The organism is uncultured Novosphingobium sp. (assembly GCF_964277725.1).
GTDB lineage: Bacteria > Pseudomonadota > Alphaproteobacteria > Sphingomonadales > Sphingomonadaceae > Novosphingobium > Novosphingobium fluoreni.
In genome coordinates this window covers 1-12,468 of sequence record NZ_CAXYKL010000143.1, presented here as the reverse complement: position 1 = coordinate 12,468, position 12,468 = coordinate 1, and the positions used below count along the sequence as shown (strand labels likewise).

The 12,468-nt window shown below is 64.0% G+C and carries 11 protein-coding genes; 3 read left to right on the top strand and 8 right to left on the bottom strand.

Annotation, left to right across the window (positions count from 1 at the left end):
* Window positions 1–37: 37 nt before the first annotated feature.
* The 7 genes from ACHWRX_RS08515 to recR form a co-directional block, all read right to left on the bottom strand.
* Entirely contained in the window at window positions 38–616 is a 579-nt protein-coding gene (locus ACHWRX_RS08515) for a peptidase S14 (protein WP_394658867.1), read from the bottom strand.
* A 61-nt stretch (window positions 617–677) separates the two neighbouring features.
* Window positions 678–2,318 (bottom strand): YbaL family putative K(+) efflux transporter, encoded by a 1,641-nt coding sequence (gene ybaL, locus ACHWRX_RS08510; RefSeq protein WP_394658866.1) that lies wholly within the window; start codon window positions 2,316–2,318, stop codon window positions 678–680.
* A gap of 569 nt (window positions 2,319–2,887) precedes the next feature.
* A complete protein-coding gene (locus tag ACHWRX_RS08505; protein WP_394658865.1) occupies window positions 2,888–3,286 on the bottom strand; it encodes a reverse transcriptase-like protein in 399 nt (132 codons plus the stop codon).
* Window positions 3,283–4,209, bottom strand: coding sequence for an NAD(P)/FAD-dependent oxidoreductase (locus ACHWRX_RS08500; protein ID WP_394658864.1), 927 nt, complete (start codon window positions 4,207–4,209; stop codon window positions 3,283–3,285). The genes ACHWRX_RS08505 and ACHWRX_RS08500 overlap by 4 nt, the downstream gene beginning before the upstream one ends.
* 115 nt (window positions 4,210–4,324) lie before the next feature.
* On the bottom strand, window positions 4,325–5,911 hold the full coding sequence (gene rmuC / locus ACHWRX_RS08495; protein WP_394658863.1) for a DNA recombination protein RmuC: 1,587 nt from the start codon (window positions 5,909–5,911) through the stop codon (window positions 4,325–4,327).
* A gap of 70 nt (window positions 5,912–5,981) precedes the next feature.
* A complete protein-coding gene (gene def, locus ACHWRX_RS08490) occupies window positions 5,982–6,551 on the bottom strand; it encodes a peptide deformylase (protein ID WP_058737883.1) in 570 nt (189 codons plus the stop codon).
* Window positions 6,552–6,628: 77 nt separating this feature from the next.
* Window positions 6,629–7,225, bottom strand: a complete 597-nt coding sequence (gene recR, locus ACHWRX_RS08485) for a recombination mediator RecR (RefSeq protein ID WP_394658862.1) — start codon at window positions 7,223–7,225, stop codon at window positions 6,629–6,631.
* Between the two features lie 53 nt (window positions 7,226–7,278).
* On the opposite strand from recR, the gene fmt reads away from it, so the two are divergent.
* The 3 genes from fmt to ACHWRX_RS08470 all read left to right on the top strand — a co-directional run bounded on the left by fmt (window position 7,279) and on the right by ACHWRX_RS08470 (window position 11,383).
* A complete protein-coding gene (fmt, locus tag ACHWRX_RS08480) occupies window positions 7,279–8,187 on the top strand; it encodes a methionyl-tRNA formyltransferase (protein ID WP_394658861.1) in 909 nt (302 codons plus the stop codon).
* A 10-nt stretch (window positions 8,188–8,197) separates the two neighbouring features.
* A complete protein-coding gene (gene truA / locus ACHWRX_RS08475) occupies window positions 8,198–8,965 on the top strand; it encodes a tRNA pseudouridine(38-40) synthase TruA (protein ID WP_394658860.1) in 768 nt (255 codons plus the stop codon).
* A 99-nt stretch (window positions 8,966–9,064) separates the two neighbouring features.
* Window positions 9,065–11,383, top strand: coding sequence for a putative bifunctional diguanylate cyclase/phosphodiesterase (locus ACHWRX_RS08470; RefSeq protein WP_394658859.1), 2,319 nt, complete (start codon window positions 9,065–9,067; stop codon window positions 11,381–11,383).
* Window positions 11,384–11,426: 43 nt separating this feature from the next.
* Here ACHWRX_RS08470 and ACHWRX_RS08465 read toward each other — a convergent pair whose 3' ends face one another.
* Window positions 11,427–12,419 carry an AAA family ATPase gene (locus ACHWRX_RS08465; protein WP_058737878.1) on the bottom strand — a complete coding sequence of 331 codons (993 nt, stop codon included), beginning with the start codon at window positions 12,417–12,419 and terminating at the stop codon, window positions 11,427–11,429.
* Window positions 12,420–12,468 lie beyond the last annotated feature (49 nt).

Genomic DNA, 12,468 nt, shown 5'->3' with positions numbered 1-12,468 from the left:
GATTGGGTTTCCGCACCTCGAAACGATCGGCGACGGATCAAATCACGCCGGCAATCAGGCCCAGCCGCAAAGCCTCGTGCGCCTCGACATACCAATTGGCCGGGGCCTTCTCCAAAACCTCGTCCATGGTCACTTGGGAGCCACGGATAAGGTTTTCGAAGCCTTCGTTCTGGATGATGATCGATTCCTCGATTTCGTGGAGGACTGCTTTCAAGCTGGCGGTACAGGTCGTCAGTGGGCCATCCACCTGCACCGTCTGGCTCATCTTGCGCTCATGGATCATCAGCCGCGTACCCCGCGTCAGATACCGGTTTTCCGTGGCGAAGAAGCTCAGGAATGTGGTGCCGGCCGAATAGACCGCCGCCTTGCCCAGAAACACGAAGCGGCGTTGCGGGGACATCTCGCTCAGAAAGCGAATATCCTCGCCCATCACGCGGGCTACTTCCGGGTCTCCGCCCAGCGTGGTGAGCTCGACGACGATCAACCCGTTGTCCGGGATGGTTTCCAGCTTCTGCCGGAAATCGGCATACATTTGGTAATCCACCGATCCTGAAAGCAGGATCGCGGGGGCGAGAAAGGCGCTGGGTGGCAGCGGCGTGGTGGCAAGGTCGGTCATCGCCTCACCAATGCGCCGCCGGCACAGTCGTTCCGGCCAAAATCAAATCGTTGCCTCGCGATCAGACCGTGGCGGCATCGCTCGCGGTCAGCTTCAGGATCCGAGCCGAAATCTCATGCTCGCCGAAAACCACGTGCCTGACGCCCAATTGCTCCAGATGGCTGACTTCCGCTTCGGAATGGGCCCGCACGATCACATCCAGACCGGGGTTCAGGACCCGCGCGTGCTCGACGATGACGCCGCCCTCGAACCCTTCGGGTATGGCGATCAGCAGCCGCCCGGCCTGCGTGATGCCTGCCGCCTGCAACGTGCTGTCCTCCAAGGCGTTTCCGCGCACTACTTTGTGGCCATCGGCCTCGGCTCGCTTCGCCATGTCCTCCTGATCCTCGACCACGATCAGCGCCTGCCCGCCACGCGCGAGTTCGGAGGCGATGCGCGATCCCACGCGGCCGTAGCCGATCAGGACCACGTGGTCCTTGGTCACCGGCCCTGCGGGCGCGGCAGCACCGCCCCCCTCCTCTCCGCGCCGCGAGGCCAGTAGCGAAAAGATCAGCGGATTGAGGAATATCGAGATGATCGCCCCCGCCAGGATCAGATCGCGCCCTTCATCGGGCAATATGCCCAGCCCGGTGCCAAGCGAGGCCAGGATGAAAGAGAACTCACCGATCTGCGCCAGGCTGGCCGCCACCGTGAGCGCCGTCTGATTGCCATGTCCGAATACGCGGACGATCGCGTACGCCGCCACGGATTTGCCGACCAGAATGATCAGCACCGCCGCCAGCAACGGCAGCGGCTGCTCGATGACGATGGAGGGATTGAACAGCATGCCCACAGACACAAAGAACAATACCGCAAAGGCGTCGCGCAGGGGCAGCGTCTCGGCCGTCGCCTGGCGGCTCAACGGCGTCTCCCCCAGGATCATACCGGCGAAGAACGCACCCAGCGCGAAGGAAACACCGAACGCCAGTGCCGCGCCGAACGCCACGCCCAGCGCGATCGCCAGCACCGCCAGGCGAAACAGCTCACGTGATCCGGTGTGGACCACCCAATGCAGCGCCGCCGGAATGACGCGGCGGGCGACCAGCAGCATAAGCGCCAGAAATGCGCCGACTTTCAGGAAAGTGACGCCCAGCGGAACCAGCAGCGCCTGCCATCCAGCCCCTTTGCTTTCCGGCCCGAATACGTTGGCGAGCACGGGCAGCAGCACCAGCGCCAGCACCATCACCAGATCCTCGACGATCAGCCACCCCACGGCGATCCGGCCGCGGTGGGTCTGCACGATGTTGTGCCCCTCCAACGCGCGAAGCAGCACCACCGTGCTGGCGACGGACAGCGCCAGGCCGAAAACGAAGCCGGCCAGGCCATTCCATCCCATGACATAGGAAAGCCCCATGCCCATCAGCGTCGCCGCGACGATCTGGCCGATTGCGCCGGGGATCGCGATCCGCCGCACGGAGAGCAGATCGCGCAAGGAAAAGTGCAGGCCCACCCCGAACATCAGCAGGATGACACCGATCTCCGCCAGTTCATTGGCGATCCCGGTGTGCGCCACATAGCCGGGCGTGAAAGGGCCGACGATGATCCCCGCGACGAGGTACCCGACCAGCGGCGAAACCTTGAGGCGATGGGCCAGCGCCCCCATCAGGAACGCGACCACCAGGCCGGCGACGATGGTGCCGATCAGCGGCGTATGATGGGGCATGGCTGTCCTTGCTTGATGAACATTGCGCGGCTCGGTCTGACCGGGCGCTTATTCAAGAGTTGCGCCGATGATGATTGCGATGATGCTGGCGGCCGCGGCCATGCCTGTCCAGATCGCGGGCGCGAACCAGGATGGCGGGCGCTTGCTGGGTCTTGCCATTTGCAACTCCGAAGAAACCGGGACGCGGCAGGCGTTCCGAACGCGGACGTGGCACGCCTATGACGCGCGCCGTCGGGCGGATCGAACGAGGGGGGGGCCGGCTGCCGATGAAGCCGTGCGGCCGGCAAGCGGTGACATGCGCGCAAACTCAGGCAACCGACACGCTGAAAGCGCCCTGACGGGACACCTCCCAAAGCGTCAATCGATCTGATCATTCGCCTCCTCGCACGGCCCCTGCCCGAACCGTACATAACAAATGGACCGGCAAACGGTTTGATCCCCCGTCAGAGCTGAGCGACACGCTTTGAAACGTTTGTATTGCGCCCCAGGAAAGGCAAAACAGGCTGCAGCGCCGATCGCCTGGCAGCATTCTCAAAGGACCACCGGGCATCCGCCGCCTTGGCTACGCCTCAGGGCCAGGTGCCTCTTGCAAGAGCGATTCCGGCGAGGTTCTTGGATCGCCGCACGTGGCGCAAGACAACGCGATCGAACTCTCCGGCCGTGTCGTGGAATTGCGCGACGTACCGCAGCAGGCGCGGTGCGCGAGCGCGTTGCCGACCCGATGCCTGGGCGATGACCAGGGCCGAATCTCCCAGGAAAAGCACGTCCCGCACGCCGCTTGCCGCTGCCAATCGCGCCGCGTGGAGCAACGCGAGCCATTCTGCGTCGGTATTGTCCCCCTCCCCCAGATCGGCCTGGATCCAGGCCTGTTCGCCACACACGACTGCGGTCTGAAGCGGGCCGGGATTGGGACGGCAACCGCCATCGAAATACAGGATGGCACGCTTGGCCGACAACGATATGCTCAAGCTCGTGTCGCCCGCAGCAAAAGCTTTTTCTGAGCCAGATCATTGCGGATCGTCGTTGCGGCAACACCGGCTTCGCCCATGGCGTGGCTGATCTGATCGAGGCCCTTGGTCACATCGCCAGCGGCATAAAGGCCCGATACCGAAGTGCGTTGATGCGCATCGACCACGAGACACCCCTCCCCGCTGGCCTCGGCGCCCAGCATCAGCGCCAACTCCGACCGGATGACCGAGCCCAGTGCCGGATAGACGCTATCGAACCGGCAATCGCCAGCGGGGGTAGGAACGATGATTTCTTCGCTATCGATACGCAAGGGGCGGCACGGCCCGGCGACAAGCTCAACGCCAACCTCCGTCAATTGATCGCGCTGCTCTTGTGACAAGGCATGCGCTCCGCTCGGAGCGATCAGGGTCACGCGGGGGGTGTACATCCGCAGGAACATCGCCTCGTTGAAGCCGTGGGTATCCGTGCCGATCACGCCAACTTTGCGATCCGTCACTTCATAGCCATCGCAGATCGGACAATATCGCAGCAGGCCCCGCTCCAATGCCACATCGTGGTTTTCGGGCGCGATATCCGGACGGTGGTTCACCACCCCTGTCGCCAGAAGGATACTGCGGCTGGTCCACGTCCGCCCGTCGCTATGTACGAAAAACAGATCGTCACGCCGTTCCAGTTTCTCGACATGAGCGGAAGCCACATCGACGCCGAACTCTTGCGCCTGGGCATACATCCTTTGCAGCAGCTCTCGCCCGGGAATGCCGCCGGGATATCCGGCGTGATTGTGCGTGCGAGGGATAAGCGCCGCCCGGCTCTCTCCGCCGTCGATCAATTGCAGCCGCAAGTGAAATCGCGCCAGATAGATCGCGGCGGTAAGGCCTGCCGGGCCGGCTCCGATAACGATGCAGTCGAGAGGTTCATCCATCACGGTGGGCAAGCGATCGATTGCCAGATTGTTTCCGAAGACTAGCCGAGGGCGCTCACAATGACCGTCCTCGTCCCGTGGCCGAACCTCCGCTACTCACTCCGCCGGCTCTACCTCACTCAGCGGCCTGCGGCGTATCATCGTTGTCCGACGCAAGCCTGGCGAGCGGATTATCGCCATGCCGGGGCGCGGCCTCGACCAGCGCGACCTCCTCGGTAATCTCGCGCTTGCCGATCTTGATATGCTTTTCCGACAAGCGCCGGGCGCGGCTGAGGACATTGCCTTCGTAAGTGCGGGCGAAATCGTTGAAGCTGTTGACCGCCCGGCCCAAATGAACGCCGGTCTTCATCAGGTCGTCCTGCGTCTTGGCCAGGCTTTCGTACAAATCTGCGCCGAGCTTGCCGATTTCACGCGCCTCGCGCGCCAGCCCTTCCTGCTGCCAGACTTGCGCGATGGTGCGGGCGATCGCGACGAGGTTGGTCGGGCTGGCTAGCAGCACCCGTCGCTCGAAAGCGAAATCCCAAAGCCCGGGATCCTTGTCGAGCGCCGCGGCAATGAAGTGCTCGCCCGGTACGAACATCAGTACATAGTCCGGCGCATTCTCGAACTGGCTGTGGTAGCTTTTCGCCCCCAGCTGCTGAATATGGGTCTGCATCGATTTGGCATGCGCCGCCAGATGCAACTCGCGTTCCGCCTCCGTGTCGGCATGGAACGCATCCTGGTAGGCGTTTAAAGACACCTTGGCGTCGATGACCAGTTGCTTGTTGCCTGGGATGCGGACGATCGCATCGGGCCGCAGGCGCCCCTCTTCCGTGCCGACGGAATGCTCGGTGACGAAATCGGTATGTTCCGTCAGGCCGCACTGTTCGAGGACGTTCTTCAATTGCTGCTCGCCCCAGCGTCCGCGTGCCTTGGGGGCGTTTCGCAAGGAATTGCCCAGCCGCATCGCTTCCGCGCGAACTGCCTCCTGGCCGGTTCGAAGTTCCTCGATCTGGCCGTGCAGCTTGCCGAACGCATCGACGCGCTTGGATTCGAGCGCGCTCACTTGCTCTTCGTAGGACTTCAGCCGGTCATTCACCGGCGCGAGCAATGTCGTCAGACGTTCCGCGCTGGCCTTCTCGCTCTCCTCGAACCGCGCGCCTGCGCGGGTGAGGAAGGCCTGCTGCGCGTCGGCCAGAACCTTGGCTCCGGCATTTTCAAATTCCCTGCGCAGCAGTTCCTGCGCGCCCATCAACAGCCGCTTCTGCTCGTCGAAATTGGCGGTCTTTTCCTTCAGCCCGGCCAGTTCGGCGGTTGTACGACGCAATTCCACCGTCAGCGTTTCGGCGCGACCACCCAATTCGCCACGTATTCGATCGACCGAAAGCGCATGCTCGCGCCGAAGCCCCTCTAGCGCCTCGGTCGACTCGATGCGGGATGCGGCAAGACCCTGCTCATGGTCGGCGCGGAGGCGATCAAGCGCACTCGAGTGTTCGCGGCGTGCCTCGTCCAGCTGGCGCGCTAGATCATCGGCACGATTGGCCCGTTCGGTCGCGCCGGCCAATTCGGTGATGGCGCGCCGGAAACGCTCGTCCAGATCGCGCGCCTCAGCGTCGCGATCGGCATGGCGGCGGCGCCACTCGTGCACCGGGCGCGATCCCAGCCACCAGCCCGCACCAAGGCCCATCAGTAGAACGATGATCGAGAGCAAGGCAGCTTCCATCCATCCTGCCTATCAGGAACGAATGGAGAACGTCAAGCCCGCGGCATGTTCATCCACAAGTACCGCGCGATCACGCGGCCTTCCGCAGCTTTTCCAGTTTCTTGATGGCCATCTGGCGCTTCAGCCGGCTCAGATGATCGATAAACAGGATGCCCTCAAGGTGGTCCATCTCATGCTGGAGGCAGATCGCCATCAGGCCGTCCATCGCCTGCTCGTGAACGTTGCCGTCCAGGTCCTGCCAACGGGCGCGGATATGCTTGGGCCGCTCCACATCGGCATAGATCTCAGGCACGGAGAGACAGCCCTCCTGATAGACCTGAAGTTCCTCGGACGGTTCGAGAATCTCGGGATTGATGAAGACGTGCGGCTCGCGCTTGGTCGGCTGATGGGTGTGATGATGATCGCCGTGGGCGGTGCAGACTTCCGGCTCGGCATCGGGATCATCCGGCTGCAGATCGATCACCAGCACGCGCTGCGGTACGCCAACCTGAATGGCGGCGAGGCCGATACCGGGCGCATCGTACATCGTCTCGAACATATCGGCGACAAGTGTACGCAATTCCTCGTCAAACACCGTGACGGGGGCGGAGACCTGCTTGAGGCGCGGGTCGGGAATTTCGATGATCTCGCGAATAGCCATTCCCTGCAAATAAGGCAGCGACCGCTTTTTCGCAATGTGGTCCTGACGATGACTGTCAGTGGCAAGCCCGCGCTATGTCAGCTTACCGGACGGCGGGCGCGAATGGCCTGCGCCAACGTGCCCTCGTCCAGGTAGTCGAGTTCGCCCCCTACCGGAAGACCATGCGCCAACTGCGTTATCCGCAAGGGAAATTTCTCCAGCCGCTCAGCCAGATAGTGCGCGGTGGTCTGCCCTTCCAAGGTGGCGTTCATGGCCAGCACCACTTCATCGATGCCGCCGGCTTCAACCCGGGCCAGGAGGCGGTCGATCGCCAGATCCTCTGGACGCACCCCATCGAGCGCCGAAAGCCGACCGCCCAGGACATGGTACTTGCCGGTGAATAACCGCGCGCGATCCAGCGCCCAGAGGTCGGCCACTTCCTCCACCACGCAAAGCGAGCGCTGATCGCGGCGGGGATCGGTGCAGACGCCGCAAGGGTCGCTGGTATCGATATTGCCGCAGACCTGACACTCCACCAGGCTGGCCTGAACCTGGCTTAGCGCGTCCAGCAATTGGACCAGCGCCGTCTCACGCCGTTTGATCAACCACAACACCGCGCGGCGGGCGGAACGCGGCCCAAGCCCGGGCAAGCGCGAAAGCGCAGCCGCGAGCGTCTCGATCTCTTGCGATGCCATGATCGGGCAGATAGGGGTTGCGCCCCTCTCGCCGCAAGAACAAACCGGGACGTATGCGCATCATCTTCATGGGAACGCCCGAGTTCGCGGTGCCGGCGCTGGTCGCCCTGGTGGAGGCCGGCCACGAGATCGCCGCAGTTTACACCCAGCCGCCACGGCCGGGCGGTCGACGCGGGCGCGAACTGACGCCCTCTCCGGTCCAGCGTGAAGCGGAGCTGCGCGGCATCGAAGTACGGTGCCCGGTTTCGCTGAAAGGCGCGGAGGAGCAGGCCGCGCTCGCAGCGCTCGAAGCGGATATCGCGGTCGTCGCAGCCTACGGCTTGATCCTGCCACAGGCGGTGTTGGACACCCCGCGCCTGGGTTGCCTCAACATCCACGCCTCCATCCTGCCGCGCTGGCGGGGGGCGGCGCCCATCCAGCGGGCGATCCTGGCCGGTGATCCGACGACCGGCGTCACGATCATGCAGATGGAGGCCGGGCTCGACACCGGGCCGATGATCGCCACCTTGCGCACCACGATCGATCGCAAGGCGGCGGGTGACCTGACGCAGGAACTGGCCGAGCGCGGCGCACAGCTGATGGTCGGCACGTTGCGCGACCTGGCATTCCACCGTCCTGTCACGCAGCCGGAAGACGGCGTCACGTATGCCAAGAAGATCGACAAGGCCGAGGCTCGGCTCGATTTCACCAAGGCCGCGGAGCAGGTCGAGCGGCAGGTGCGCGCCTTTGCGCCCGCCCCCGGCGCATTCTTCGAATTGGACGGGGAGCGCTTCAAGGTTCTGGCCGCCGACGAGGTCGAGGGAGAGGGTCCCGCCGGATTCGTTCTGGGCGAAGACCTGACAATCGCCTGTGGATCGGGCGCGATCCGGCCTACGATCGTCCAGCGCGCCGGACGTCCCGCTATGGCCGTCGCCAACTTGCTCCGGGGGCGGCCGATCCCGGTTGGTACGGTGCTAGGCTGAAATCCCCGGAATGACGCGCTTCGCCCTCACGCTGGAGTTCGATGGCGGCCCTTTCATGGGTTTGCAGCGGCAAGCGCACGGCCCCTCGATCCAGCAGGCGGTGGAAGAGGCCGCAACGGCGATCACGGGCGAGGCGGTGACGATGCATGCCGCCGGGCGCACCGATGCGGGCGTTCACGCCTTGGGAATGGTCGCCCACATCGACGTGGCAAAACCGATTGCTCCGTTCCGGCTGATGGAGGCGCTCAACGCCTGGCTACGTCCCAAGCCAATCGCGGTGCTGGCTTGCGAGGTCATGCCGGAGGACTGGCATGCCCGGTTTTCGTGTACCGGCCGAGCTTACGAGTACCGCATTCTCAACCGCCGGGCCCCGCTGACGCTGGCAAAAGGGCAGGCGTGGCAGATGCCCAAGCCGCTGGATGCCGGCGCGATGGACCGGGCCGCACAAGTATTGATGGGAACGCATGATTTCACCACGTTCCGCTCCACCCACTGCCAGGCGCGCAGCCCGCTCAAGACCCTGGACCGGCTGGCCGCACGGCGAGAGGGTGAATATGTGGTGATTGAGGCCAGCGCCCGCAGTTTCCTGCATCATCAGGTCCGCTCGATGGTCGGTTGCCTGGCGCTTGTCGGGATGGGGCGGTGGGACGATGCCCGCGTGGCCGATGCCCTCGCCGCGCGGGACCGCCAGCGGCTGGGCCTCAACGCTCCGCCGGACGGCCTTTACTTCCTGCGCGCCACGTATTCCTCCGGAGTGGAACATACGGAACTCGCCTGAAGCAATTTCCTCATCTTAATCATCGATTCGTTAATTGCGGATCGACAATCTCGTCGCCCGCCACCAGCCCGGTCCGCCGGGATCGTGAGTGGTCTTTTGATGCTTTTAATCCGGCCTTTCCTGAACCGCCTCGGTCGCTCGCCGGTGTTTCGGCAAGACCTGATCCGGCATGACGTTCCGGCCCGCGATGGCGATTGGTTTATCCGCAGCCGGGTGCAGCAATTCGCGCGCTATCCCTGGTTGCTGGCCGATGGCCTGCGGGGGCTGATTTCGCTGGCCCTGATGATCACCGCGCCCACGGCGGCGCTGGTGTTGACGGGCGTGAGCCTTCTCGTTTTGATGGCCGGGGAACTGGTGCTTCGCCGCACGTTGGCGACGCCCCTGGCCAATCCTCAGAGCCGGCTCTCGCAAATCCAGGCCTTCCTGCTTGCCAGAGGGGTGGCATGGGCGCTGATCGTGTCGGTGATGGTACGCTATGCCGGGACCGATATCGGTGTGACGGTGGCGTTATGCGTAGCGTCCCTGTTGTTCGACCTGCTGTTTACCCTGGCACTGCCGATAGCCGGGGTAGCGGCAGCCTCGCTGGTGATCATCGGGCTTTCGTCCGGCCTCGTGGCGACGCCCGGCACCCACGCGGGCATTGTGCTGGCCATGGCCGCGCTCAGCATCGTTGCGCTGCATTACGCGTTATTCCACCTCTACAACCTGTTCGCCACGCGCCAGTTGGGGGCACGCCAGCTCAGCGTTGCCAACGACACGATCCGGTCGTTGCTGACCCAGTATGACGAGCATGGCGCCGACGCTCTGGTGGAGGTCGATCGCGAAGGCCTGCTGGTGCGCCCATCCCAGCGCTTGTGCGAATTGCTGGGCCGCACCGCAGACGAACTTTCCGGCAGACCGCTCAGCGCGCTGTTCGAGACGGGGCTCGATCGCAGCGCCTTCCTAGGGTCGGTAAGCCGCCGGCAGCAGTTTCGCCATATGCTGGTGCCGTTGCGTATTCGCGGTGAGCGGCACTGGTGGTCGATCTCGGGCTGCCCGGTGTTCGACGCTGACGATCAGGAGGAAGGCTTTCGCTGCTTCGTCCACGACGTGACCGAGCAACGCGTCAATGAAGAACGAATCCGCATCATGGCGATGCGCGACAACCTGACCGGCCTGGTCAACCGCGCGGTATTCACCGAGCGTCTGGGTGAAGTGCTGGCGCGCTCCTCCCCCGAAGCGATGGCGGGTGTGCTGTTCATCGATCTCGATTCGTTCAAGCTGGTGAACGATACGTATGGCCATGCCGCAGGCGACACCGTGCTGATCGAGGCGGCGCGGCGGCTGGAAGGGCTGCTGGGCGTGCGGATGGTCGCGGCGCGGCTCGGCGGTGACGAGTTTGCGGTGCTGGCCTGGAACGTGACCGATTCTGCCGACATGGAGGTGCTGGGTAACGCCATCGTCGCCGAACTATCCCGCCCGGTCGTGCGCGACGATGCGATCCTGCCTTGTGGCGCCAGCGTTGGCATCGCCCTGGCTCCGGAACATGGCCGCACCGGTGAAACCGTGCTGCGCGCGGCGGATCTGGCGCTGTATGAGGCCAAGTCGCGCGGGCGGGCGATCAGCGTGATGTTCCACCCGCAGCTGCTGACCGAGTTGCAGGAGCGTCGCGAATTGGAGATGAGCCTGCGCGTCGCCCTGGAACGCGGCGAATTGGTGATGTGGTACCAGCCCTTGCTGGATATCGGCACCCGCCGGACGGTCGGCTATGAAGCGCTGATCCGCTGGAATCATCCGACACGCGGCATCATCGAACCGTCGAACTTCATCCCCCTGGCCGAAGAAGCGGGCTTGATCGGCGCGATCGGCGAGTGGGCCCTGCGCGAAGCTCTGGCTGAGGCGGCGACATGGCACGACGACTTGTCCATCGCCGTCAACGTCTCACCGGCGCAGATGCGGGGCGATGCAGTGCTCAAGCAAGTGGTCAGCGCCCTTGCCGCTACCGGAGTCGCCCCCGAGCGGCTGGAGCTGGAGATCACCGAAACCTTGCTGATGGAGGATTGCGAGATGCACTTGCGCACGCTTCATCGCCTCCGCGCGCTGGGGGTGCGCATCGCGCTGGACGATTTCGGTACCGGCTACTCTTCGCTGAATTACTTGCGCCGTTTCCCGTTCGACAAGCTGAAGGTCGATCGCTCCTTCGTCAGCGATATCGTGGAGGAGACGGACAGCGGGGCAATCGTGGAGACGGTGCTCAATCTCGCCCGCAAGTTCGACATGAAGACCACCGCCGAAGGGATCGAGTCGGAAGCGCAATTGGCCAAGCTGGATGCGATGGGCTGCAGCCAGGCGCAGGGCTTCCTGTTTGACAAGCCGCTACCGGCGGAAGGCATCCCGCCGGAGCATCGCAAATCCCTGCGCCGATTGCAGATCGCCTGACGCAACTGGCCGGGAGGCCTCCACCTCCCTGCCCGCGCCGAACTTACGCCTTGGCGACGACGCTTTCGGGAAGCTCCGTGCCGAACACGCGCTGGTAGTATTCCGCCACCAGCATCCGCTCCGTCTCGTCGCACTTGTTCAGGAACGACAAGCGGAAGGCGAAGCCGGCATCCTTGAAGATCGCGGTGTTCTGCGCCCAGGTGATCACCGTGCGCGGGCTCATCACCGTGGAGATATCTCCGTTGATGAAGCCCTGGCGCGAAAGCTCCGCCACCTTCACCATGTCGGCAATGGTCTTGGCATCGACGCCGGTGACCTTGTTGCTCACGATTTCGGTCTCGGTCTTTTCCGGCAGGTAATTGAGCCCGACGACGATATTCCAGCGGTCCATCTGGCCTTGGTTGATCGCCTGCGTGCCATGATAGAGACCCGAGGTATCGCCAAGGCCCACAGTGTTCGCGGTGGCGAACAAGCGGAAGTTCGGGTTCGGACGGATCACGCGGTTCTGGTCGAGCAAGGTGAGCTTGCCCTCCGTCTCCAACACGCGCTGGATCACGAACATCACGTCGGGGCGGCCCGCGTCATACTCGTCGAACACCAGGGCGACCGGGTGCTGCAACGCCCAGGGGAGAAGGCCTTCACGGAACTCTGTGACCTGCAGACCATCGCGCAGCACGATCGCGTCCCGGCCGATCAGGTCGATCCGGCTGATGTGCGCGTCCAGGTTGATGCGGATACAGGGCCAGTTGAGGCGCGCAGCCACCTGCTCGATATGCGTCGACTTGCCGGTGCCGTGATAGCCCTGCACCATCACGCGGCGATTGAACGCGAAGCCCGCCAGGATCGCCAGCGTGGTATCGGGATCGAACACGTAGCTGCCGTCACGATCGGGCACGCGCTCATCCGCTTTAGAGAAGGCGGGCACCTTCATGTCGATATCGATGCCGAACGTCTCACGCACGTCCAGTTCGATGTCGGGGGCGGCGAGGATCGTGGCGTCGCGGCTATCAGCCTGCAGGTTCGGAAGGTCTGTCATCGTGCCTCTCGCTAAAGGACCCGACGCTGCGCTGCAACACCGTTCGTGA